At 53.6% G+C, this 23,964-nt stretch carries 17 protein-coding genes; 9 read left to right on the top strand and 8 right to left on the bottom strand.

Annotation, left to right across the window (positions count from 1 at the left end; genetic code table 11):
• Positions 1–67: 67 nt before the first annotated feature.
• Positions 68–1,894, bottom strand: coding sequence for an AMP-dependent synthetase/ligase (locus IE076_RS20170; protein WP_189438595.1), 1,827 nt, complete (start codon positions 1,892–1,894; stop codon positions 68–70).
• 374 nt (positions 1,895–2,268) lie between these two features.
• On the opposite strand from IE076_RS20170, the gene IE076_RS20165 reads away from it, so the two are divergent.
• The 7 genes from IE076_RS20165 (at position 2,269) to IE076_RS20135 (ending at position 10,560) form a co-directional block, all read left to right on the top strand.
• Complete coding sequence (locus IE076_RS20165; protein ID WP_189438594.1) at positions 2,269–3,453, top strand: GAK system CofD-like protein; 1,185 nt, start codon at positions 2,269–2,271, stop codon at positions 3,451–3,453.
• A 289-nt stretch (positions 3,454–3,742) separates the two neighbouring features.
• Positions 3,743–5,143, top strand: coding sequence for a YfcC family protein (locus IE076_RS20160; RefSeq protein WP_189438593.1), 1,401 nt, complete (start codon positions 3,743–3,745; stop codon positions 5,141–5,143).
• Between the two features lie 110 nt (positions 5,144–5,253).
• Complete coding sequence (locus tag IE076_RS20155) at positions 5,254–6,480, top strand: arginine deiminase (RefSeq protein ID WP_189438592.1); 1,227 nt, start codon at positions 5,254–5,256, stop codon at positions 6,478–6,480.
• 54 nt (positions 6,481–6,534) lie between these two features.
• Positions 6,535–7,539, top strand: coding sequence for an ornithine carbamoyltransferase (gene argF / locus IE076_RS20150; protein ID WP_189438591.1), 1,005 nt, complete (start codon positions 6,535–6,537; stop codon positions 7,537–7,539).
• Entirely contained in the window at positions 7,539–8,471 is a 933-nt protein-coding gene (gene arcC / locus IE076_RS20145; protein WP_189438590.1) for a carbamate kinase, read from the top strand. The genes argF and arcC overlap by 1 nt, the downstream gene beginning before the upstream one ends.
• A 119-nt stretch (positions 8,472–8,590) precedes the next feature.
• On the top strand, positions 8,591–10,075 hold the full coding sequence (nhaC, locus tag IE076_RS20140; protein ID WP_189438589.1) for a Na+/H+ antiporter NhaC: 1,485 nt from the start codon (positions 8,591–8,593) through the stop codon (positions 10,073–10,075).
• Positions 10,076–10,098: 23 nt separating this feature from the next.
• Positions 10,099–10,560 (top strand): GNAT family N-acetyltransferase, encoded by a 462-nt coding sequence (locus tag IE076_RS20135; protein WP_209009325.1) that lies wholly within the window; start codon positions 10,099–10,101, stop codon positions 10,558–10,560.
• A 40-nt stretch (positions 10,561–10,600) separates the two neighbouring features.
• Here IE076_RS20135 and IE076_RS20130 read toward each other — a convergent pair whose 3' ends face one another.
• A complete protein-coding gene (locus IE076_RS20130; RefSeq protein ID WP_371871520.1) occupies positions 10,601–11,053 on the bottom strand; it encodes an Lrp/AsnC family transcriptional regulator in 453 nt (150 codons plus the stop codon).
• A gap of 147 nt (positions 11,054–11,200) precedes the next feature.
• Here IE076_RS20130 and putA point away from each other — a divergent pair, with 147 nt between their 5' ends.
• Entirely contained in the window at positions 11,201–14,839 is a 3,639-nt protein-coding gene (gene putA / locus IE076_RS20125) for a bifunctional proline dehydrogenase/L-glutamate gamma-semialdehyde dehydrogenase PutA (protein WP_189438588.1), read from the top strand.
• A 72-nt stretch (positions 14,840–14,911) separates the two neighbouring features.
• Here the strand turns inward: putA and IE076_RS20120 are convergent, their stop codons facing one another.
• From IE076_RS20120 to IE076_RS20100, 5 genes are read right to left on the bottom strand one after another with little or no spacing between them, the layout of a single operon-like run.
• Entirely contained in the window at positions 14,912–16,705 is a 1,794-nt protein-coding gene (locus tag IE076_RS20120) for an IlvD/Edd family dehydratase (protein ID WP_189438587.1), read from the bottom strand.
• Positions 16,702–18,702, bottom strand: coding sequence for a beta-galactosidase (locus IE076_RS20115; RefSeq protein ID WP_189438586.1), 2,001 nt, complete (start codon positions 18,700–18,702; stop codon positions 16,702–16,704). The genes IE076_RS20120 and IE076_RS20115 overlap by 4 nt, the downstream gene beginning before the upstream one ends.
• A gap of 4 nt (positions 18,703–18,706) precedes the next feature.
• Positions 18,707–19,579 (bottom strand): SMP-30/gluconolactonase/LRE family protein, encoded by an 873-nt coding sequence (locus tag IE076_RS20110; RefSeq protein WP_189438585.1) that lies wholly within the window; start codon positions 19,577–19,579, stop codon positions 18,707–18,709.
• Positions 19,576–20,214: a 2-dehydro-3-deoxy-6-phosphogalactonate aldolase gene (locus IE076_RS20105; protein WP_189438584.1), complete on the bottom strand. Its 639-nt coding sequence runs from the start codon at positions 20,212–20,214 to the stop codon at positions 19,576–19,578. The genes IE076_RS20110 and IE076_RS20105 overlap by 4 nt, the downstream gene beginning before the upstream one ends.
• A complete protein-coding gene (locus IE076_RS20100; RefSeq protein WP_189438583.1) occupies positions 20,201–21,178 on the bottom strand; it encodes a 2-dehydro-3-deoxygalactonokinase in 978 nt (325 codons plus the stop codon). The genes IE076_RS20105 and IE076_RS20100 overlap by 14 nt, the downstream gene beginning before the upstream one ends.
• 298 nt (positions 21,179–21,476) lie before the next feature.
• Here IE076_RS20100 and IE076_RS20095 point away from each other — a divergent pair, with 298 nt between their 5' ends.
• On the top strand, positions 21,477–22,283 hold the full coding sequence (locus tag IE076_RS20095; protein WP_189438582.1) for an IclR family transcriptional regulator: 807 nt from the start codon (positions 21,477–21,479) through the stop codon (positions 22,281–22,283).
• 19 nt (positions 22,284–22,302) lie between these two features.
• Here the strand turns inward: IE076_RS20095 and IE076_RS20090 are convergent, their stop codons facing one another.
• Positions 22,303–23,604 (bottom strand): NAD(P)/FAD-dependent oxidoreductase, encoded by a 1,302-nt coding sequence (locus IE076_RS20090; RefSeq protein ID WP_189438581.1) that lies wholly within the window; start codon positions 23,602–23,604, stop codon positions 22,303–22,305.
• Positions 23,605–23,964 lie beyond the last annotated feature (360 nt).

Here is a 23,964-nt window from a genome sequence, read left to right as displayed (position 1 = left end):
TGTTACGTAATAATATTACACAAATGAAATATGCATTGATTTCACAATGAGTGCAAGGCACGTGGCTTTACGCATCATGCTTGTAAATGGTTTCCAGCGCATCGGCGTGGTTGTTGAGCACTTTGGCACGCTTGACCTTGAGAGTTGGTGTCAGCTCCCCTGTCTGGATGGAGAAGCCGCTTGGCAGAATCTCAAACTTACGAATGCGTTCAGCCCGTGAATGGCGGGCGTTTACTTTGTTGATGCCTGCTTGCACGACGCTGCGCAATTGGTCTGACTGTAAAACATCTTCCGGCTTGATGTTGTTTTCAGAGGCAAAGCGCTGTGCCATCTGGTGGTCAATGGTCAACAGCGCACTCAGGAATGTCTGGTTGTTGCCGGCAACAACGGCGTACTCAACCAGCGGAATTTCCGTGAGATCATGTTCGAGGCCGGTTGGCGAGATGTTCTTGCCTCCGGAGGTGATGATGATCTCTTTTTTCCGTCCCGTAATGAACAGGTAGCCGTCTTTATCCAGATAGCCGATATCGCCGCTGTAGAGCCAGCCGTCGCGCATGATCTCGTCTGTTGAGGCAGGGTCGTGGGCGTAACCGGAAAAGTTGGTATCACCTTTACAGAGGATCTCGCCGTCAGCGGCGATCTTGATTGAGATACCTTTCATTGGTCTACCGACAGACCCCAAACGTGTGGCTCCAATGACGTTGATTGTTGCTCCACCGCAGTTCTCAGACTGTCCGTAGACTTCGTAGATCACGATATCCAGACCTGTAAAGCCTTCCAGAACGCGCATGGATACCGGTGCCCCACCACTGACAAACATGCGCATTTTGTCGAGGCCGATCTTGCGTTTGATCTTGTCGAGCACAAGGTAGTTGGCGATCTTTTTCTTGATGCTCAAAGCTAAGCCAGCGGATTTGCCATTCAGGTTCTGTGCTTGCCAGTCCTTACTGATTTGCAATGACCACTGGATGAGCTTGCCTTTGAAGCCCGTTTCAGCATCGAGCTGTTTTTCGACCTTCTCAAGGATCTTTTCGAAAATCCGCGGCACACCAAAGGTTACTGTGGGCCGGACTTCCGGAAGGTGCTCTCCAAGGCTTGTCACGGATTTGGCGTAGTAAACCGGGTAGCCAGTATCGCACGCGTGAAGGATGGTCCCGCACTGTTCTGCAATGTGGGCCATTGGCAGGTAAGAGATGTAGCGGTCTGCTGGTGTGGCCCTGAACACCAGATCAAGCGCATCGGACTCAGCGCGAATTGCACGGTGACTAATCTGAACAGCCTTGGGTTGGCCTGTTGTGCCTGAGGTGTAGATTTGCAGGGCGATATCTTCCGCTTCAATCTCGTTGAGACGCCGGTCAAGCTCTACTTCCAATCCCGGACTGTCCTGCCCGAGGGACATGAAGTTTGCCCAGGTGTACTGGTCCGGGTTCTCAACGTGACCATCCAGACGAATGATCTTGCGCAAGTGGTGCATGCTGTCTGCGTGCTCGCCAATGCCCTGTAGCTGAGCCTTGGTTTCGGCCAGCAGGATGCGGCCCTCGGAATGGCGCAGGATGTAGTTGATTTCCGGCGGCGCGGCGGTCCAGTAGATCCCGGTTGGTACGGCGCCAATCATCATGGCGGCAACATCCATGATGGTCCATTCGGGGCGGTTGTAACTGAGGATGCAAACCGTATCGCCTGGGTTCACTCCCAGTGCGAGCAGTGCCTTTGCAGCGGTACGTACCTGTTCGCCATATTCGGTCCAGCTCGTTGCGTCCCATCCAGTTTCACCGCGAACGAAGTATGCCGGTTTGTTGGCAACCCGCTCAACGGTTTCCATGAATGCTGCGGGAATGGATTTAAACGCCTCTTGAGTCTCTGGTTGAGTAACGGGCCGGGCCTGCGAACTCATGCTCTTCTCTCTATTTTTTTGTTATTTCCAGAGCGTTACATCCTCTGAACCTGCATAAGTCAAATACTGATATCAAGAATAGCCATTAAATCTGTCGGAACCACAGGTAATTATCAGTTTTAGTCTCTCTGGTTCACGAGTGACGAATATACATTTCTAATTTTTCAGGAGTTTTACTGATCTACCGAAACATCCAATAAGGGTTTATACTTCGACAATTCTACGAGGCACCGAAGATGTGGTGACCTGCCCGCGAATTCTTTGGGGATGCTGGCTATTTCTTCGGGTAGGCTGCACGATTTAGCGGTAAACCAATCAATTAGATCTCCTGTGATAACAGGGATGGAACATCTTATAGTCAGGCCAATTCATTTATGCAGCAGTTCAGTGTTTCACGCGGTCTAAATCTACCAGATCCCGTTCGCATCAGTCGCTACAAGCGCTTGCCGGAACTTGGTCCTGCAGTTCTGTTCTTTAGCGGGGGAAGCGCTCTCAACCCGACTGCGCGCGTTCTCAAGCAATACACGCAAAACTCCATTCACCTGATGACGCCGTTTGATAGCGGCGGGAGCTCGGCTGTTTTGCGTCATGCGTTTGGGATGCCAGCTATTGGGGACCTGCGCTCGCGTTTGATCGCACTGGCAGATGAGAGTGTTCTGGGGCAATCGGAGATCTACCGGCTGTTCACCCACCGTTTTCCAAAGAATGCGTCTCTTGAAGAGCTGCATGGTGAGCTGGTGGATATGCTTGAAGGGCATGATCAGCTTATTGCCCGTGTTCCTAATCCCATGCGCCGGTTGATCCGGCATCAACTTGCCTTCTTTCATGACGCGATGCCGTCAGACTTCGATCTGCGTGGCGCAAGCATTGGGAACCTGATCCTTGCTGGTGGGTATCTGAACAACAACCAGAAGCTCGATCCGATCATCTTCCTGTTCTCCAAGCTGGTGAACACACTCGGTACGGTGCTGGCCACCGTTGACGCCCGCCTGCATCTGGCGGTTGAGTTGGAGTCTGGCGAGATTATTGTGGGTCAGCACAACATGACCGGCAAGGAAACCTCTCCCATTGCCAGCCGGATCAAGCGGACCTATCTGACGCGTTCTCTGGCGGGTGGTGATCCGGTGGAGATTGAGGTCACGCCAAAGAAGCAGCATCTTATCGAGACTGCGGATATGATCTGCTACCCACCGGGAAGTTTTCACAGCAGCCTGATTGCCAACCTTCTACCGAAGGGCGTCGGCAAATCCATTGCGCGCAGCCCGAACCCGAAAGTCTACGTTCCCAACCTTGGGAATGATCCTGAGCAGTTTGGGATGAGCCCCAATGAGACGGTGGACGCCCTACTAAAGCATCTGCGGGCGGATGCTGGAGAAGACACCCCAACGGACAAGCTGCTGAACTTTGTTGTGACTGATGAGAAACACGCGGCCGAGTTTGACTGGGCAGAACTGGAGGCACAAGGCGTTTCCCTGATCGGTGCAGACCTGACCAGCACGGCTTCACTGCCCTATTACGATCCAGAAAAACTTGTCTGCATGTTGCTGAGCTTCACCTAAGCGCTTATTCAGATAAGTTAAGGTGTTAACCTCATTTTCCATTGTAATCTGCTGCGTGATTGGCGGTAAATCGCGTTAAAATACGTTCTTTAACGGACCTTTTTAGCTACACCGGTAGTTGAGACGCCGAATTAGATTACACCCTCCCAAACAACATCGTCCAGTTTGCTTAAAAAGGCGATGATACTCCTTAATCAAGAAAATGAAGACCTATTGACGTAAGCATCTACATACATTTTAGGTAGCAGAAGCATTCGAAGACTCGACACATAACCAAGCGGAAAAGCAAATGTCGAAGTTCAAGTTTCCTACCGCGTTTACCATACTGTTTGTCCTTATCATTCTCGTTGCAATTGCAACCTGGTTCGTTCCTGCAGGCAAGTACGATCGGGTGATCAACCCGGTGCTTGATCGGGAAGTTCCTGTTCCGGGCACCTACCAACTGGTAGACCCAAGCCCTCAGGGTCCGGTGGAAGTTTTTCTCGCTCCGATAGCGGGTCTTTATGACCCGATTTCCTACGAGGCGAATGCGATTGATGTTGCCGTTTTTGTCCTAGTGATTGGTGGCTTCCTTATGGTTGTGACCCGCACAGGCGCGATTGATGCCGGGATTGCCAGGATCATGACGGGATTGAAAGGGCGAGAGAACCTGATGATCCCCATATTGATGGCATTCTTTGCTGCGGGGGGAACGATCTATGGGATGGCAGAGGAAAGTCTTGCATTTTACGCGCTCATCATCCCGGTGATGATCCGCGCCGGATATGACTCCCTGACGGGTGTTGCCGTTATCATGCTGGGTGCGGGCATTGGAACACTGGGTTCGACCATCAACCCGTTTGCAACAGTTATCGCGTCCAATGCGGCTGGCGTACCATTCACAGACGGTATCTGGTTGCGCTTCCTGATCTTGATTGTTGGCTGGCTGGTCTGCGTAGCGTGGGTGATGCGTTACGCGCGCAAGGTGAAAGCCGACCATACAACCTCCCTCGTCGCCGACATGAAGGAGGACAACGAGAAGCACTTCCTTCAGGGTGTTTCAACCAGTGATATTCCCGACTTCACCACCAAGCACGGCATCATCCTGGCAGTCTTCGTCCTGACCTTTGCCCTATTGATCTACGGTGTTGCCGTTCTGGGCTGGTGGATGGGCGAAATGGCGGCCCTCTTCCTCGCAGCCTCGATCCTGGTGGGCCTCATCGCGCGTCAGGGCGAACATGAGTTCGTCGACAACTTCCTTGACGGCGCGCGCGATCTACTTGCTGTGGCGCTGATCATTGGTGTGGCCCGCGGCATTGTTGTTGTGATGGATGCCGGTTCAATTACGGATACAGTCCTTTACTGGTCTGAACAGGCTGTCAGCGGTCTCAGCAAGGTTGCTTTCATCAACGTGATGTTCTGGCTGGAGCTGGTGCTGTCGTTCTTCGTTCCCTCCTCTTCAGGTCTGGCCGTTCTATCCATGCCGATCATGGCACCGCTGGCCGGGTTCTCAAATGTTGGTGCAGAACATGTGGTGACTGCGTTCCAGTCCGCGAGCGGTCTGTTGAACCTGTTCAACCCGACATTTGCTGTTGTGATGGGCGGTCTGGCCATTGGCCGGGTGCCTTATGACAAGTGGCTCCGGTTCTCTATCCCGCTGGTCGTCATCTTGTTCATCCTGATCTCGATTGCACTTTCTCTCAGTGTTTAGAGACAGTCCTCGAAAACTCCGTGAAGGAGGCCTTCATCTGGCCATCCTTTGCGACACACAAAGAGATGCTGATCTCTCAAACCTAGGAATTCTGGAATGGAGTCTGCAACATGACTGAGTTTGGTGTTCATTCAGAAGTTGGCAAACTGAAAGAAGTGATGGTTTGCCGCCCTGGGCTTGCGCATATGCGCCTAACGCCTGGCAACTGTCAGGAATTGTTGTTTGATGATGTGATCTGGGTTCGAGAGGCGCAAAAGCACCACTACGACTTCTGTCTGCGAATAGAAGAACGTGGTGTGAAAGTGCTGGAGATGCACAATCTGCTGGAAAGGACGCTAGCAGACCCGGAAGCACGCAAGTGGGTGCTGGATCGACGTATCACGCACAACCGGGTTGGCTATGGCATGGCGGAAGATTTGCGGGGCTGGCTTCTTGAGCAGCCCGAGAAGTTTCTTGCAGACCACCTGATTGGCGGCATCGCCCGCGCCGAGCTGGGCTTCAAGCCAACCGGTGTTTTTGGCAGCTATCTGGAGCCCAACGACTTTGTCATCCCGCCCCTGCCCAATACGCTGTTTACCCGCGACACCACCTGCTGGATCTATAACGGCGTGACGCTGAACCCCATGTTCTGGCAGGCGCGCAAGAATGAAACGCTGCTCACCACGGCGATATACAAGTTTCACCCTCACTTCAAAGGCAAGGTGAATTTCTGGTGGGGCGATCCGGATGAGGACTTCCATGAATCCACCGTGGAAGGCGGCGACGTTATGCCGATTGGCAACGGTGTTGTGCTGATTGGCATGGGGGAACGCACTACCCCACAGGCCGTGGGTCAGGTCGCTCGGGCACTGTTCCGCAATAATGCGGCAACGCGTGTGATCGCCTGCCAGATGCCAAAGAGCCGTGCGGCAATGCATCTGGATACGGTTTTCACGCTGCTGGACCGGGATAAGGCAACGGCCTTTCAGGGCGTATGTGACGAGATTATCTGCTTTTCCATCCGTCCCGGCGACAAGCCAGAGGACGTGGATTATCGCAAGGATGAAGGCCATCTGTTTGACGTTGTCGCAGAGGCGCTTGGCATCCGTAAACTGCAAGTGGTGACAACGGGCGGGAACGCTTACGACCAGGAGCGCGAGCAATGGGATGACGGTAACAACGTTGTCTGCATCGAGCCGGGTGTGGTCGTTGCCTACCGCCGGAACACCTACACAAACTCGAAGCTCCAACGTGCCGGTGTGGAAGTGATCGCCATTGACGGTGCCGAGCTGGGTCGTGGGCGTGGTGGTGGGCATTGCATGACATGCCCGACCATTCGCGAAGCTGTGGAGTTTTAGTCTGTGCAACCTCCGTTAAACAACAAAACATCCGAGAGATGGAGAGTAAGGAATATGGCTTTCAATCTGAAAGGTCGCAGTTACCTCAAGCTAAAGGACTTCAGCCAACGCGAAGTGCTCTACATGCTGGATCTGGCCCGTGATCTGAAGCGAGCCAAATATTCAGGGACAGAACGGCAGACCCTTGTTGGCAAGAACATCTGTCTGGTGTTTGAAAAAACCTCGACCCGTACTCGTTGTGCGTTTGAGGTTGCTGCCCATGATCAGGGAGCCCACGTCACATATCTTGATCCGTCGGGCTCTCAGATCGGTCACAAGGAATCTATGAAGGACACTGCGCGTGTGCTGGGCCGCATGTTTGACGCAATCGAGTTTCGTGGAGCCGGGCAGCAAGCAGTGGAGACGCTTGCAGAATATGCGGGCGTACCGGTTTACAACGGTCTGACTGATGACTGGCATCCAACGCAGATGCTGGCTGATATGCTGACGATGACCGAATACTCCTCCAAGGCTCTGCACGATATTTCCTTTGCCTATATTGGAGATGCCCGCAACAACATGGGGAACTCCCTACTGATGCTGGGCGCTTTGTGCGGCTGTGATGTGCGCATCATCGGCCCTAAGGGCCTGCAACCAGAAGCAAACGTGGTCAAGGCAGCAGAAGCCCAAGCGAAGCGTTATGGCGCACGCATCACTATTACGGACGATCCTGAGGAAGGCACCAAGGGGGTTGATTTCATCCATACCGATGTGTGGGTCTCCATGGGCGAACCGTCCGATGTGTGGGAAAGCCGGATCAAGTTGCTGCGTGATTATCAGGTCAACAAAAAGCTGATTGATAACACCGGCATCCCGAACACCTATTTCATGCACTGTCTACCCGCCTTCCATAACCGCGAGACCAAGGTTGGCGAAGAGATTTTCCAGAAATTTGGCATCTCTGAAATGGAAGTGACTGACGAGGTTTTCGAATCTGATCGCAATCTGGCCTTTGAGCAGGCGGAGAACCGTCTGCACACCATTAAAGCCGTCATGGTTGCGACGATTGGAGGCCGGTAATGCGTGTTGTCGTTGCACTTGGCGGGAATGCCCTACTCCGGCGCGGAGAAAAAATGACCGCAGAGAACCAACGCAAGAATGCGAGGCTCGCCGCCGAGGCGCTAGCACCTCTTTATGACGTGGGTCATGAAGTGGTCATCACGCACGGCAATGGCCCTCAGGTTGGTTTGTTGGCCTTGCAGGGCGCTGCCTATGAGCATGTGGAAGCCTATCCGCTGGACGTGCTGGGTGCTGAGACCGTGGGGATGATTGGTTACATGATTGAGCAGGAGCTTGGTAATCTGCTCCCCTACGAGAAACCCTTTGCCACCATCCTCACGCAGGTGGAAGTTGATCCGAACGACCCCGCCTTTCATGACCCAACCAAGCCCATCGGGCCGCTTTACTCCAAAGAAGACGCCGAGAGGCTTGCCGAGGAGAAAGGCTGGTCCATCCGTGAAGACGGAGACAAATGGCGACGCGTCGTGCCAAGTCCGATGCCGAAGCACATTTTCGAGATCAGGCCGATCAAATGGCTTCTGGACCATGATGTTCTGGTCATCGCTGCCGGTGGCGGCGGTATTCCGACCATGTACAACGAAGAAAAGAAACTCGTTGGTGTGGAGTGCGTGATCGACAAAGACCGATGCTCCGGGCTCCTTGCCAAAGAGATTGACGCAGACGTGTACATTATGGCGACGGATGCGGACGCGGTGTATCTGGATTGGGGCACCCCAAGCCAGCGCGCCATCAAGTCTGCCTCACCCGACGCACTGGACGCTTACGGTTTCGCCGCCGGGTCTATGGGCCCCAAGGTGGAAGCTGCCCAGACATTTGCACGCGAAACCGGCAAACAAGCGGTGATCTGCGCTCTTTCTGACGTGCCGCAGGCAATTGTGGGAGAGAAAGGCACCACGATTGCTATGAATGCAGGCGACACCGCATTTTATTGAGATGAAAGCCCCGGGGTTGTATCACCCGCGGGGCGTTTCTCTTCAAAATGCATTTAATTGTCCTTGGGCACCAAGTTGCCCATCAGAAAAACAGGAACAATACAAAGGACGAGTAGCATATGGCCAATGCGCCGGTTCAGTTTTCCCATAAGATGTCGCTGATCGGAGCCCTCATCCCTGTTGTCTCCCTCGTGACCCTACTTGCCCTCTCCTACTACCTGTTTGGAGATGAAGCCTCGTCGGGACCGAACCAGATTGCACTTCTCTTCTGCACGCTTATTGCAACTTTTGTGGCGCTTTATCATGGTTTCAACTTCGATGAGTTGAAGGATGCAGTGGTTGAAAGCGTCAGCACCGGCCTCTATGCCATCTTTATTCTGCTGGCGGTTGGGTCACTGATCGGCACATGGGCAATGTCCGGCACCATCATGGCGATGGTGTATTACGGTTTGCAACTGCTGAGCCCTAACTACTTTTACTTCACGACCGTTCTTATCTGCGCCCTTGTCTCTGTCAGTATCGGGAGTTCATGGACCGTTGCCGGTACGATCGGCATTGGCTTGATGGGCATCTCAACTGAGATGGGCCTGAACCCGGCAATCACCGCTGGCGCTGTTCTTGCGGGTGCCTACTTCGGCGATAAATCCTCTCCCCTTTCTGACGCAACCAATCTGGCAACGGCGGCGGCAGGCTCAGAGCTTTACACGCACATCAAAGAAAACCTCTGGACGTCTGTCCCTGCCCTTCTCATCTCGCTAGCCTTGTTCTGGTGGCTTGGGAAGCCTGGGGACTTTATAGCGCAGGATACGTTGACCAGTATTGAGCAGCACTACGATATCTCCTTATTCGCTTTTCTCCCGCTGTTGCTGGTCTTAGGGCTGGCGATGGTTCGCTATCCGCCATTTTCGACTATCTTCATCGGTGCCTTATTTGGTGGCGTTTATGCGATCATTATGGAACCTGACAAGGTAACCGGGCTGGCAGCGTCTCCCGAGTTGCCTTATGTGCTTGAGATCATCAAAGGCGTCTGGATCGCTATGTCCAACGGGTATGTGAGCGCGACCGGCGACACTTCCATTGACGCGCTGCTAAGCCGTGGAGGCATGGGCAATATGCTCACGACCATCTGGCTCATCATGACCGCTCTGGCCTTTGGTGGGTTGGTTGAGAAAGCCGGTATTCTGGACAGGATCATCGGTCCTATCCTGAATGCAGCCAAGACCACCGGTGCGCTGGTATTCTCGCTGGTCACTACCGCAATCGCGACCAATATTCTTGCTGCAGATCAATACATTGCCATCGTAATCCCAGGCCGGATGTACCGTAAACCATTCCGTGAACGTCGGCTGCGTCCGGAAGTTCTTTCGCGTGCAGTTGGTGACAGCGCGACGGTGACGTCTGCCCTCATCCCGTGGAACAGCTGCGGTGCTTATATGGCGGCGACGCTTGGCGTCCCGGCGCTCACATTTGCCCCTTACGCCTTCTTCAACATTGTCAGCCCGATCCTGACAATTGCATTCGCCGTAATGGGATGGCGCATGTTGACGATGGTGGCCCAGCAACCTGAGCGTTTTGTAGTGCCGGATGATAAGCAGACAGAGTGATCCGAGGGGCATCCAGCAGGCTTATGAAGAATTATAGTTGGCACTCTATGCAGGAAGATGATTTGCCTCAGATCGAGAAAATCCTGCTCCAAACCTATCCGACCTTGCCCGAAGACATCGCTTGCGCACGCGAGCGTTTACGCTTGTTTCCAGATGGATGCTACGTGCTTCGAAGCGATGGCTCCGACCGCATTTTCGGTTACGTCGTTTCGCATCCCTGGCAGGACCTTAACGTCCCACCACTCTCCAGCCTACTCAGATCCCTTCCCATTTCTCCGGAAGTCTACTTCATCCACGATATTGCCTTGCTACCTGACGTGCAGGGCATTGGCGCAGCAAAGGCGATTCTTGCTCAACTTAGTCAGGTGGCGCGCCGGCATTACATCAAGAAGTTCGCACTCGTTGCCATGCCCATGGCAGAGAGTTTCTGGCAATCCCGTGGTTTCCGGATCGTCGACAAAGAAGCAATTAGAACAACCTGCTGACTTACGGACCAGGCGTACACTACATGCAGCGACCGGTTGATTAGATTGGCCGGTCCTTAACTTGCTCCATGCAAACAAAAGTGGAGGTCTGGGCGACAAACGGCATTTCAGAGAGCTTTTCACCAAGCACTCGACGATAACTGCCAATATCTTTGGTGCGCACCTTCAGGAGATAATCAAAGCCACTTGCAATCATATGGCACTCTTCGATTTCCGGGATCTCGCGTGCAGCGGCGTTGAAGGCTTCCAGCGAACGTGACCGAGTGTCATTGAGTTTAACCTGAACAAAAGCGATATGGCCTGCCCCCAGTTTGCGGTGATCGACCTCTGCACGGTAGCCTAGAATGTACTTGGCATCCTCCAGCTTTTTCATGCGGATCTGGCAAGGAGTTTTGGAGAGTCCTACTTTTTTTGCCAGGTCAGTAACGGTGATGCGCCCGGATTTTTGCAGTTCCTCCACAATCCTGCGATCAAAATCGTCCAATTTCTCCATGATATGCCATTTTTTTATTGATAACGACCACAGCGCCTAAATATCAAAGTCGAATAGTCTTTACCATCAAAAAATACAGGAAACATCCCTATAGGTCTTTTGCTAATGTCGCCATAATAATAGGTATTTAATAGTAGGGAGGACTGCATGGGTTCAGAGGCTACGCCGGAAATCATCCGCAACAAAATCAGAGATAATTACCTTCCTGACGAAAATCAGGTTGTTCAGGAGCTCATTTCCTCGCTGCAAATGGATGAGGCAGCGCGCCAGCGTGCTTCTCATAAAGCTGCGGAACTGATCTCAGATTTGCGTGCGAACACTTCTCCGACGATCATGGAGAGTTTTCTCGGCGAATACGGTCTCTCAACGCAGGAAGGCATTGCGCTAATGTGCCTTGCAGAAGCCCTGCTTCGCGTTCCAGATGCCCAGACTATTGATGCTCTGATTGCAGACAAGATCACTCCAAGTGCCTGGGGAGAGCATTTGGGGCAATCCTCGTCTTCATTGATCAACGCATCCACGTGGGCGCTTTTGTTGACGGGCAAGGTTCTTGCTCCAGACAATCAAGGCCTCATCGGCACCGTCCGCGGTGTGGTCAAACGCCTTGGCGAGCCGATGGTTCGCACGGCTGTTGGTCAGGCGATGAAGGAGCTGGGCCGCCAGTTCGTTCTGGGTCGCACCATCCGCGAAGCCATGCGAAATGCAAGGGCGGAGGAAGGCCAAGGCTTTACTTATTCCTACGACATGCTGGGAGAAGCAGCGCGCACCGATGCTGATGCAAAGCGCTATCACCTGTCCTATTCCAAGGCAATTACCGCGCTGGCAAGCAACTGCAACCATGCAAGCATTCGCCAGAACCCAGGCATTTCCGTCAAGCTCTCCGCGCTGCATCCACGATATGAGTTTGCAAAACGCGAGCGGGTGATGAAGGAGCTGGTTCCGCGCACGCTCTCGCTTATCATGTTGGCGAAGTCCTCCAATATGGGCTTCAACATTGATGCGGAAGAAGCTGATCGTCTTGACCTATCTCTCGATGTGATCGAGGCTCTGCTGGCTAACCCGGCAACTGAAGGTTGGGATGGTTTTGGTGTTGTTGTGCAGGCCTTTGGCCCACGCGCTACTCATGTAATCGACTGGCTTTATGCTGCCGCTGAAAAGTATGACCGCAAGATCATGGTTCGCCTTGTGAAAGGGGCTTACTGGGACAGCGAAATCAAGCGCGCACAGACGCTTGGCATTGAAGGTTATCCGGTGTTTACGCGTAAGGTGTCCACCGACATCTCCTATGCGGCCTGTGCTGAAAAGCTGCTGGGCATGACCGACCGGATCTATCCGCAGTTTGCGACCCACAACGCGCATAGTGTTGCAACTATTCTGGAACTGGCGAAGAACCTACCGCTGAACTCCTACGAGTTCCAGCGTCTGCATGGCATGGGCGAAGCGCTTCACGAGCGCACCATGAAGAAGCATGGCACCAACTGCCGTATCTACGCTCCGGTTGGTGCGCACAAAGACCTGCTGGCGTATCTGGTTCGCCGCCTTCTGGAAAACGGTGCGAACAGCTCGTTCGTGCACCAGATCCGCGATGAGAGCGTCACTCCTGAAGCGATCGCACAGGACCCACTTGCGCATATCGAGAAGTATGGCGAACACGTTGCCAATTCCAAGATCGCACTTCCACCAGAGCTTTATGGTGCAGGTCGCAAGAACGCCAAGGGCTGGGATCTGAGTGATCCGCGTCAAGAAGCGGAATACGTTGCGAACCTGAAAACCTTTGCGACAACCAAATGGGCCGGTCATCCTGTTATTGCTGCATCCGTCAAGAACGCCGAGGCTGTGCCTGTCAAAAACCCGGCGGAGCTGGATGATGTTGTTGGCAGCGTGGCAACAGCGACGCCTGAGCAGATCGAAGCGGCTTTGACGACTGCCCATCACGGATGTGCTGCGTGGGCAGACAAGAGCGCAGAGGAGCGTGCAGCTATCCTACGCAAGGCGGCGGATTTGTTTGAAGAGAATGCCCCTGAGATCTTTGCACTGCTTACCCGCGAAGCTGGCAAAACCCACATGGACGCCATCAACGAACTGCGTGAAGCGGTTGACTTTGCTCGCTATTACGCGAACGAGGCGATCCGCCTTGAGGAGCGTGATGGCAAAGGGGCACAGCGTGGTCCGATCACCTGTATCTCCCCATGGAACTTTCCGCTGGCGATTTTCTCCGGTCAGATCTTTGCAGCCCTTGCTGCCGGGAACCCGGTGCTTGCAAAGCCAGCCCCGCAGACCCCGCTGATCGCAACGTTTGCCATTGGTCTGATGCACAAAGCAGGCATTCCTGTTGAAGCTTTACAGCTGCTACCTGGTGCTGGTGAAGTTGGTGCTGCCCTGACCTCTGACAGCCGTGTGGCTGGCGTCTGCTTTACCGGTTCCACTGCAACTGCACAGCACATCAACCGTGCCATGGCAAAAGCGCTTGCACCAACTGCGCCGCTGATTGCGGAGACTGGTGGTCTGAACGCGATGATCGTGGACTCCACTGCCCTGCCAGAACAGGCCGTTCGCGATATCATTGCCTCCAGTTTCCAAAGTGCTGGTCAGCGCTGCTCTGCCCTACGTATGCTTTATGTTCAGGAAGACATCTTTGATGATTTCAAAGAGATGCTGCTGGGTGCAATGGCCGAGTTGGAACTGGGCAACCCTGCTGCTCTTTCGACCGATGTTGGCCCTGTGATCGATGCAGCAGCGCAGAAGAAGATTGAGGCACATTGCAAGAAATGGGACAAAAAAGGCCGCGTTCTCAAGCAGTTGAAAGGGTCAGGCAAAGGCTACTTCGTAGCACCTACCCTGATCAAGCTTGAAGGCATTGACGAGCTGGAGGAAGAAATCTTCGGTCCTGTTTTGCACGTTGCGACCTTCAAAGCAGATGAGATCGATCAGACCATTGATGCGATCAACTCAAAAGGCTTTGGCCTGACCTTTGGTTTGCATACGCGCGTTGATAGCCGTGTTCAGCACATTGTAGAGCGCGTGAAGGCGGGCAACCTTTATGTGAACCGAAACCAGATTGGCGCGATTGTTGGGTCTCAGCCATTTGGCGGTGAAGGCCTTTCCGGCACGGGTCCGAAAGCAGGTGGCCCTCACTATGTGGCACGCTTCCGCCTTGCTGACACCTCAGCAGCTGAGAACGTCACGCTGAGCCGAACCGTTACTGCCGAGGATATCTTCAAAGCACACGGTGCATTACGCGCCAGCGCGTGGGAGAAAAACTTTGGTCGCTACACCGAGCTGGCAACTCTGTTTGAGAAGGAAACAGGCCTGCTGAACCGCGTTGCGACAGACCATGCGCATGACATGCCTGGGCCGACCGGTGAATCCAACCGCCTGTATGCTGCACCGCGCGGCATTGTGCTGTGCCTTGGTCCCGATGCAGAAAGCCTGACGCATCAAGTGGTTCTGGCTCTGGCGGCTGGCAACGGGGTGATTGCTGTTGGACAAGGTGCCGAGAAACTGGCTGTGAAGCTCCGCCGACTTGCTGCTCCAATTGTTGCGCTGGAAGGTCATCTGGCGACTGGCGCTTTGAAGGAACTTCAGGGTGTTGACGCAATTGCAGCTCATCACAGCGAGAAAGAGCTGAAAGAGATGAAGGCCGACTTGGCGGAACGCGATGGCGCTCTGATACAGCTGATCATGGAGCGCAACCAGCCTGAGCGCTATCAGCTTGAGCGTCATCTGTGCATCGATACCACAGCCTCTGGCGGGAACGCGAGCCTGCTGGCAGCCACAGAAGACTAAAGCGTTTAAGCTGCTTTAGAACAGCAAAAAAGCCGCCTCAAACAGAGGCGGCTTTTTACGTTCACATGCCTATCAGTGACTATGACGTGGAAGTCCTTTTTGCGCGATGCGCTGGTATTTGACGGCTGGTTTGAGCACCATACCCTCGTCAAGCTGGTCAACAATGCCGCGCTGAATCTCTTGCCAAGGGGTCTGGTGTGCAGGGAACTCGTAGCCGCCACTTTCTGCAAGCTCCTGCTTGCGCTTGGCAAGCTCCTCATCAGAGATCAGGACATTTGCCTCGCCCTTTCTCAGATCAAGACGAACACTATCTCCGTTTCTCAGCAGCGCCAGACCGCCCATAACGGCAGCCTCAGGGGATGCGTTGAGGATAGATGGTGAACCGGAGGTGCCAGACTGGCGACCATCGCCAATGCATGGCAGCGCATCGATACCGTGCTTCAACAGCTCATCGGGTGGCTGCATATTGACCACTTCGGCACTTCCCGGATAGCCAACGGGTCCAGCTCCGCGAATGACGAGGATCGTGTTAGCGTCAATGCCAAGTGCCTTGTTATTGATGTTTTCGTGATAATCCTCAGGACCATCAAACACCGCGACCTTGCCTTCGAATGCTTCTGGGTCGTCTGGATCTGATAGATAGCGCGCTCTGAAATCCTTTGAAATCACAGATGTTTTCATTATCGCGGATCGGAAGAGATTGCCCTTGAGATTTATGAAACCTGCATCATCCAGCATTGGTTTGTCATAGGGATAGATCACATCATGATCTTTGACGGTACTCTCGGCGTAGATCTCGCCGGTCTTTTTGCCAGACACAGTGACGGTATCTTTATGGACGTGGCCGTGTTTCATCAGCTGTGAGAAAATGGCCGGGATGCCACCTGCGCGGTGGAACTCTTCTGAGAGGTACACACCAGCGGGTTGGACGTTGGCAAGCAGTGGAATTTTGTGGCCGAGGTTCTGCCAGTCGTCATTATTCAGTTCAACCCCAATATGGCGCGCGATTGCGTTGATATGTATGGGGGCGTTGGTTGAGCCGCCAATGGCGGAATTCACCGCGATTGCGTTCTCGAAAGCCTTGCGTGTGAGGACATCTGATGGTTTTTGATCTTCATGCACCATCTGCACGATGCGCTTGCCGGTCTCAAAAGAGATCTGGCCCCGTTCACGATACGGAGCGGGGATAGAGGCGCAGCCCGGCAGGCTCATGCCCAGAGCTTCTGCCAGCGAGTTCATGGTGGACGCGGTGCCCATCGTATTGCAGTAGCCAACGGATGGAGCGGAGTCTGCGGCCATCTCCATGAACTCTTTGTAATCGATCTCTCCGGTTGCCAACATCTTGCGGGCTTTCCAGATAACCGTGCCGGAGCCCACACGTTCGCCCTTATGATAGCCGTTGAGCATGGGGCCGACAGTCAGGCAGATCGCGGGGATGTTGACAGTGGCAGCGGCCATCAACAGCGCTGGCGTGGTCTTGTCACAGCCGATGGTAAGAACAACCCCATCAAGGGGATAACCGTAGAGCGTTTCAACAAGGCCAAGATAAGCAAGGTTGCGGTCAAGGGCTGCAGTTGGGCGCTTGCCGGTTTCCTGAATGGGATGGACTGGGAATTCAAAACAGATGCCGCCCATTTCGCGAATGCCTTCGCGGACCCGTTCTGCCAGCACCAGATGATGGCGGTTGCAAGGGGACAGGTCTGATCCAGTCTGAGCAATGCCTATGATGGGTCGGCCTGATTGAAGCTCCTCGCGTGTGATACCGTAGTTCAGATAACGCTCCAGATAGAGCGCTGTCATTCCTGGGTTGTCGGTTGAGTCAAACCACTCTTGGGAGCGTAGTCTTCTTTTGGGAGCTTCCATCATTGCCCGTCAGTTCCTTCCCGAACCAGAGCCACCCCTGCCGGTGGCAGCTCCAGTCCATCCAATTCTGCTGCATCCGCGAGACCCAGCGTTTTCAAATTCATCATATTTTTCGAATAGTTATAGTAGAAGGTGCCTATCGAGGTTTTGCTTCTTCTCAAGCCCTCTGGTAGGTCCACCCTCTCAATTTTTGCGGTCTTGAAGACTTCATCCAGTATGGCGCTCATCAGGGTCGGATCAGCCCAGGCTGTTGTGTAGAACCGGCTCTTTTCGCCGATGAAGATCGGGTTTGCATTGGCATCTTCAAAAACCGTTGGCAGGCCGGTGGAGACCTCTTCCTGCCAGATGTAGGCTTTGCCGCGTTCCTTGCCTTCCAAATCCTGAACCGTTGCCGCAAACTCTGCCGGGCTGGTCGCGACGCGTAAGACCTCAACTTCTTCGAATGGCTTTGGCAGGTTCAGGGTTTTCTGAGAGATCTGGAAGTTCTTGTCTTTTTGCGCCAATCGCGGGCCGCCGAGGATGACGCCGCCGTATTCTATATAGGCTGCAAGGTTGTCGGAGAGGGCTTCCGTCATTGTAAAGAGGGCGGGGACAATAACCAGCTTGTAGGAGGATAAGTCCTGTGAGGCTGGTCTGATGATCTCCACATCGATACCTTTTTGTCTCAGAGCACGGTAGTAGGCAAGGACGAGGCGGAAGTAGCTAAAGTCCTGAGATTGCGGCTGCGTTTCGTGTGCCCAGTGGCTTTCGTAATCGACAACGAGCGCAACGGGTGCTGCAGAGGGGGTGAACGCGCCCAGCTCTTCGATTTCGCGGGCGACCTGCGCGACCTCCACATAGGCCTGAGCTGCTTTATTATCGGTCTGTTTGAGGCCGGCATGCATCTGTTCTTGTGCAAACGGGGCCTGACGCCAGCGGAAATAGCTAGTGGTTTCAGCACCATGGGCGAACGCCTCCCAACTCCACAAGCGCACCATTCCTTTGAGCGGCACCGGGTTATAGGCTGCCCAGTTGATAGGGCCGGGTTGCAGTTCCATGACCCAGAAACGGCCATGGCCTGCTTGTCGGTAAAGGTCGTGATGGAAGGCTTGAAAATCCGGATCGCCCTGCTGGAAGAAGTCTTCCCAGTAGCCTTCTGGTGTACCAAGAGGGTTTTCCATCTGAAATTTACTATGGAAGCCAAGGGGATAGCAATCCCAGCTGGCGATATCGAGCTGGTCTGCGACCTTGTAGTGATCAAAGGAAAAACTGTTGCCCATGAAATTATGGATAATCGGGCGACCGGGAGAGAGCTTGCGCAGGATATCGACCTGTTCGCCGTTGAACTCGAATACTTGGTCGGATGAAAACCGTTTGAAATCAAGCATGTGAGACGGGTTACTCTCTGCCACTGTCAGGTTTGGCAGCTCGACCTGCTCGAAGCTGTTGTATTCCATGGACCAGAACACATTGCCCCACGCCACGTTCAACGCTTTGATGTTCCCGTACTTTTGCGCGAGCCAGAGCTGAAAGGCCTTGTGGGTGGAAGGAGACCACGAGCGTACAGTGTCATGGCCACCGTACTCGTTGTCGGTCTGCCAGGCGACGATGGAGGGGTGATTACCGAAGCGCTCGGCGAGCATTTCTGTAATCCGTCGGCATTCCCAGCGGTAGCCTTCGTGGGAAAAGCAGTAGTGGCGGCGGCTTCCGAAGTTGCGGGGGTGTCCGTTCTCGTCGACGGCGAGCATGTCTGGGTGCTTATCCACCATCCAGCGTGGCGGGGCTGCGGTTGGGGTGCACATAATGATCTTGAGACCTGCACTTGCGAGAACCTCAACTGCGCTGTCCAACCAATCCCAAGAGTAGTGACCGGGTTCCGGCTCGATGCGGGACCATGCAAATTCAGCGATACGCACATAGGTGATGCCCAACTCGGCCATCTCTTCGGCATCTTGTTGCCAAAGGTCCTCTGACCAGTGTTCAGGATAGTAACAGATACCTAAGTGTTTCTTATCGCTCATGAGATCACATTTGCAGTTCGGGGTCCGGCAGGCCCGGAGTGTCAATGGGAAACGCAAAGACCGAACCTGCGAGTGGCTCTTTTGCGAGTTGCTGCTCGCTTAAATGTTCGCGAGCACTAGTAACAAACAGGGTCTTGTAGTCCGGCCCGCCAAATGCAGGGCACGTTGGCTGACTTGCGTCGATCTCAACAATGCGATCCACTGTTCCGTCCGGTTTATAGCGGACGACCCTGTATCCGCCCCACTGAGCGTTCCAGAGATATCCCTCCGCATCAACTACGGAACCGTCGGGGCCAAAACCTGTCCCGGAGATATCGACAAATACCTCCGCCGGCCCTTCTGGCAGGCCAGTTTGTGCATTTAGTGGCCATTTTATGATCTGGGATGTTAGCGTGTCCGAAAAGTATGCTGTGCTGCCATCTGGCGAGAAACAAAGGGAATTCGGGATTGTGATGTCACTTGCAACTGTCACTAATTCCCCTTTGAAGAACCGATAAAGACTGCCGGCACCTTTTTCTGCCTTATAGCCCATGGAGGAAATCCAGAATGCGCCGGAGCGGTCGGTGCGGGCGTCGTTGGAGCGGGTGATTGGGTTTTGGTCCTCAACGGGGAGGATAAGTTCTTTGCTATGAAACTCCGGGGACCAGTGATACAACCCTGTTGCAGAGGATAATACGAAGTCGTCACTGTCGGGGATGCGGGCGAAGGCGGAGACTGGCTCATCGAACTTCCATGTCTCAACGTCTCCGGATATGCCCTTTTTCAGGACCAGACTATTGTTGATGTCGGTCCAGAACAGCGCCTCATGGCGGGCGCTCCACAACGGCCCCTCGCCCAGCTCACACTCTGTATTTGCGAACACATAGGGCTCACTCATGCTTTTTCTCCCAGTTTGATCGCATCGTATGCAGCGACCATTTTCTTTGCGTTTTCAGCTGTCTGCGCAGCGCTGAAGCCCGGTTTATAGAGGTTGCTGGCCATGCCGAAGCCCTGACAGCCCACATTTGCATAGTCGGCAAAGTCAGCTGGTTCAACACCACCCACTGCATATAGGAGCGTCTCTTTGGGCAGTACAGCACGCACGGCCTCAATCCCCTTTATGCCCACCTGAAAGGCCGGGAAGATCTTGAGTGCATCGGCACCCGCTTTGAGCGCTGCAAAGCACTCGGTTGGGGTAAGAACTCCCGGATAGGATCTCATGCCTTCTGCTTTGGTGGTGCGGATAACCTCTTCATCGCAGTTGGGGGAGACAATGAAGGTTCCGCCTGCTGCACGGACCTGCCCGACTTGCTGTGCTGTCAGAACTGTCCCCGCTCCGATGGCGGATAAGGTGCCAAACCTTTCTTGTGCCATGCTGATTGAGGTGATCGCATCAGGTGAGTTGAGCGGTACTTCGATTTTGGAAAAGCCCGCGTCAACAAGCACTTCCACCACATCCAATATTTCGGAGGGTGTTATGCCGCGCAGGATTGCTATGAGGTTGCGCTCCGGGCTTTGTTTAACAGTTGTCATTGAGTACCCCTTGTCTGATGGCGGAGAGACCTGCGAGCGCTACTTTGTCTGCATCATGCAAGATTGGCGTAATGTCGAAATGTTGCAGGGCGAGCGCGTAGTTTTGCGAAAGCGAGGTGCTTCCGATGAGGTGCACCTGTTTTGGCGGGTTATCCCCGCAGGTTGCGAGTCTGTCTGCTAGCTCGGTTCCGATAACAAGTGCGGACAGTCTGGCCGCAGCTGCCTTGGTGCTGGTCTCGTTGAGCAGTTGACTGGCGCGCAGGCCAAACAAGTCGCCAAGCAGTGTAGCTTCCTGATTTTTCATCTGATCCAGCGTTCGCAGGAAGACATCCTTGTCCAGTGTCGCTTCTGTATCCAGCGAATGGCGGAGGATGGACCTTTGGGCGATGAGCGCGAATAACTCGCCGCTGAGGTAAGTGGCGGTTCGGGTGACTACCCCCTCCTCCATATCGACCCACTTGCTGTGGGTACCGGGTAAGCAAAAGGTGCCGGATTTGTGGGATAACTCCTCCAAGATGCCCAGCAGCAGTGTTTCCTCACCGCGCATAACATCCGGGTGCTGCTCTGTCTTCTGGCAGAGACCGGGCACTATGAACGGCTGGATGCGGGGATTGTGTGGTTGCGGGACAACCAGATGCTTGTGCAGATCTGTCAGTTTGGTGGGAACGGGGACATATTCTGCCTCTTGCCAGCCCTGACGGCTGCCGGCCATGCCACAAATGAACACTTGCGTTGGTTTTGCGTCGGTTTGTAGCCAGCCGCCGACCAAACCCAGCAAAACACCTTCAAATTCAGTAGGTTGAAGCGTTCCGGCGCCTTGCGTTGATTTTGCGTCGGTTTGCGTGCATCCGTTTTCGTCAATCAGCCATGCCCGAAGACTGGACGTGCCCCAGTCAACAGCGATCCAGCTGCCTGCGGAAGTGATCTGGCGAAGGTCGCTGTCTCGTGCCCCCTGCTGGTTCATTTATGCCCCCCGCTTCCTTTGTTGTTATGATCAGGTCTTGTGGAGTGTGAGGATCAGGTCGCCATCAACATATGGGGGACTTGAGATCGCAGGTGCTGGAGCAGGAACGCGTGTAGCTGCCTTCATAAAAACTCAAAAGCTCAACCTCCCAGTATCGCCAAGACAGTTTCACTCAATGAAACTATGTTTTGTTTATTGAAATTGTTACGTGCTCATGCATAATTGTCAAGCAAAGGCATGAGGGCGTGGTCTGCATGAAGAATGCAAAATCCGCGAGCATATAAGGAAGCAACTGGACATGGCTGCAGAAACCGTGAGAACCGCTGAGGCAAGTGAACCAGACCTCTCCAGTCCTATCTCCAAGGCGCTGGTGGTGCTGGATGCGGTTGCGCTGGCAGAATCACCTCCCCGGTTCGTGGATTTGCTAAATGCCTTGCCGCTGAGCCGAGCCACCTTGCACCGACAGTTACGGCAGCTGACACGTGAAGGTATGCTGGCTTATGACGATGTGCGCCAAACCTACAGCATGGGTATGCGGGTTTTGAAACTGGCGCATTCTACCTGGAGCCGGGCAAGTCTTGCCAGCGTTGCGCGTAATGCATTGGACAAGCTGAGCACTGAGATTGAAGAGACCATTCATCTTGCGGTGCTGGACAACAATCAGGTGCTTTACGTGGACAAACGGCTGCCGCCGCGCAGTGTTTCCATGTTCTCCAGTCCCGGAAAGATTGGCCCTGCCTATTGCACCGGCGTAGGCAAAGCCATGCTTTCTGCCCTGTCCGAGCCGCAACTTGCGGAGGCGCTCAAGGCGCAGTCCTTTCAACGCCATACGGATAAGACGCTGGTGAACGAGCTGATGCTGCGTGATGAGCTGGCGCGTATTCGTGAGCGCGGGCACGCGTTTGATGATGAGGAACATGAGGACACCATCATCTGCGTGGCCCTGCCGATCCTGAACAAGCACGGGGAACCAATTGGCGCCCTATCAGTAACCAGCACGACTTATGTAACGACGCTGGAGAATATGGCAAAGACCTATCTGCCTGCCATGAGAACAGCGGTTCAAGAAATTTCAGAAAACGCCCAGATTGCACTGGGGGTTTGATTGGCTCTGGCGAACTAACTTAAACGGGTGCGGGAGTACTGGGGGTGGCGCCATTAAAACGGGAAAAGCGGAAACTGCTGAGATCATGGCGCTCAGGTTTTCCGAGCATCATATCGCTCATTATACGTCCAGACGCAGGGCCAATGCCAAAACCATGACCTGAAAACCCGGTCGCTATGAACAATCCATCACAACTACCAGCTTGATCCATAATCGGGAGATCATCTGGCAATACGTCAATCATCCCCGCCCATAGTTCACTAATTTTCGTGTCAGCCAACTGTGGAAACCGTTCACCAAAATGTTCCAGGATTATCCGTCCAGATTTTGCAGGAGGCGCTGGGTTAAGGATCCGGTACTTTTCGAAAATGGTTTCTTCAGTACCATTTTGTGAACTTACTGGTTCCAAGCCAAGTTCTGCCAATAGGTTTATGAAAGCCTGCTCTTTGTTGCCAGCATCCGCCAGTGAACCATTTTGTGAAAGCTCCGAATACAGCTCTTTGGCACATAAAGAATAACCGCCATCTTCCCGTCTTCGGAAGAAGACAGTTTGATCAGAGGCACACCCGGAGGAAATGTTCGTTGTCTCTTCGGTTGAGGCTACGGGCATCATCACATACGATTGGGGAATATCTAACCCGATTTTTTCCGCAAAAACAGATGACCATGCGCCACCGGCAAGGAGCACTCGATTACATTCAACGCGCCCTTTTTCAGTTAAGACACCGGTAACCGCACTGTTCGTGATTTCGATGTCACGTACTGCGCAATTCTCGACGATAACAGCACCTAAACGCTGCGCCGCTCGTGCAATGCCGGGAACTGCTTGCCATGGCTCTGCACAGGCATCGCTTGGCGTGATCATACCGCCGAGCCATCTCCCTGGCCGACCATCGATATGCAGCAGAACTTCCGCAGCGCTTTGAAGCCGCGTATCAAGTTCAAACTGTTTTGCCAGCTTTAGAAAATCCTCAAAACCTGACAGGGCCTCTTCAGTCTCAGCCAGGTGACTAAGTCCATGTTGTCGAAACCCAAGATCTTCACCAGTCTCCACGGCGAGATTGCGCCATAAAAGATTTGCCTCGATCATTATGGGTAATTCTGCAGGATCCCTACCTTGCTGACGTACTGCACCCCAATTTCTGCTTGATTGCTCTCCAGCAACACACCCTTTTTCACAGACTGTTACTTTCACGCCCATTTTCGCAAGGTAATAAGCGGTAGAAATGCCAATTATTCCACCGCCGATAACAAGTATATCTGTTTGAGCTGGCAATTGATCAAAGAATTTCTGCGGTGTCGTAGCACAATAGACAACCATGGAAGGTCCTTTCGAAAGGTCTTTTCTCCAGTCTCCTAACCATATATTTCGTCGATATTCCGGCATTTAAACATTGACGCGACATCAACTGTTTAAGCGTCGTCAATTTCAAGGTGAGATCATTTTTTGGGCTGTGAGGTCGTATTGAAGATATGACCTCCGCTCCCGCAATCTTGAAGAGTTTCCAAAAGAACGAGGTAGGTAAGTCCCCTCATCCACATGCTGCTCTTTGAATATAAAGCGCATGGCCGTCTATCCGCATGTATGGCCCTTGGCTTAGGTGACGTACTCTTTCCCCTCTGGGGCTCAAACCGACAACTCACACGCTTAATCTGACAGGTAGATGTTGGCACACCCAGT

The sequence above is a fragment of the Pseudovibrio japonicus genome, from assembly GCF_014651595.1.
Lineage (GTDB): Bacteria > Pseudomonadota > Alphaproteobacteria > Rhizobiales > Stappiaceae > Pseudovibrio > Pseudovibrio japonicus.
This window is presented reverse-complemented; position numbering and strand designations above follow the sequence as displayed.

What these genes read in the sequence shown, in the direction of transcription:
- IE076_RS20170 (WP_189438595.1), bottom strand. Translation starts at nt 1,894, where the DNA reads ATGAGTTCGCAGGCCCGGCCCGTTACTCAACCAGAGACTCAAGAGGCG.
- IE076_RS20165 (WP_189438594.1), top strand. Translation starts at nt 2,269, where the DNA reads ATGCAGCAGTTCAGTGTTTCACGCGGTCTAAATCTACCAGATCCCGTT.
- IE076_RS20160 (WP_189438593.1), top strand. Translation starts at nt 3,743, where the DNA reads ATGTCGAAGTTCAAGTTTCCTACCGCGTTTACCATACTGTTTGTCCTT.
- IE076_RS20155 (WP_189438592.1), top strand. Translation starts at nt 5,254, where the DNA reads ATGACTGAGTTTGGTGTTCATTCAGAAGTTGGCAAACTGAAAGAAGTG.
- argF (WP_189438591.1), top strand. Translation starts at nt 6,535, where the DNA reads ATGGCTTTCAATCTGAAAGGTCGCAGTTACCTCAAGCTAAAGGACTTC.
- arcC (WP_189438590.1), top strand. Translation starts at nt 7,539, where the DNA reads ATGCGTGTTGTCGTTGCACTTGGCGGGAATGCCCTACTCCGGCGCGGA.
- nhaC (WP_189438589.1), top strand. Translation starts at nt 8,591, where the DNA reads ATGGCCAATGCGCCGGTTCAGTTTTCCCATAAGATGTCGCTGATCGGA.
- IE076_RS20135 (WP_209009325.1), top strand. Translation starts at nt 10,099, where the DNA reads ATGAAGAATTATAGTTGGCACTCTATGCAGGAAGATGATTTGCCTCAG.
- IE076_RS20130 (WP_371871520.1), bottom strand. Translation starts at nt 11,053, where the DNA reads ATGGAGAAATTGGACGATTTTGATCGCAGGATTGTGGAGGAACTGCAA.
- putA (WP_189438588.1), top strand. Translation starts at nt 11,201, where the DNA reads ATGGGTTCAGAGGCTACGCCGGAAATCATCCGCAACAAAATCAGAGAT.
- IE076_RS20120 (WP_189438587.1), bottom strand. Translation starts at nt 16,705, where the DNA reads ATGATGGAAGCTCCCAAAAGAAGACTACGCTCCCAAGAGTGGTTTGAC.
- IE076_RS20115 (WP_189438586.1), bottom strand. Translation starts at nt 18,702, where the DNA reads ATGAGCGATAAGAAACACTTAGGTATCTGTTACTATCCTGAACACTGG.
- IE076_RS20110 (WP_189438585.1), bottom strand. Translation starts at nt 19,579, where the DNA reads ATGAGTGAGCCCTATGTGTTCGCAAATACAGAGTGTGAGCTGGGCGAG.
- IE076_RS20105 (WP_189438584.1), bottom strand. Translation starts at nt 20,214, where the DNA reads ATGACAACTGTTAAACAAAGCCCGGAGCGCAACCTCATAGCAATCCTG.
- IE076_RS20100 (WP_189438583.1), bottom strand. Translation starts at nt 21,178, where the DNA reads ATGAACCAGCAGGGGGCACGAGACAGCGACCTTCGCCAGATCACTTCC.
- IE076_RS20095 (WP_189438582.1), top strand. Translation starts at nt 21,477, where the DNA reads ATGGCTGCAGAAACCGTGAGAACCGCTGAGGCAAGTGAACCAGACCTC.
- IE076_RS20090 (WP_189438581.1), bottom strand. Translation starts at nt 23,604, where the DNA reads ATGGTTGTCTATTGTGCTACGACACCGCAGAAATTCTTTGATCAATTG.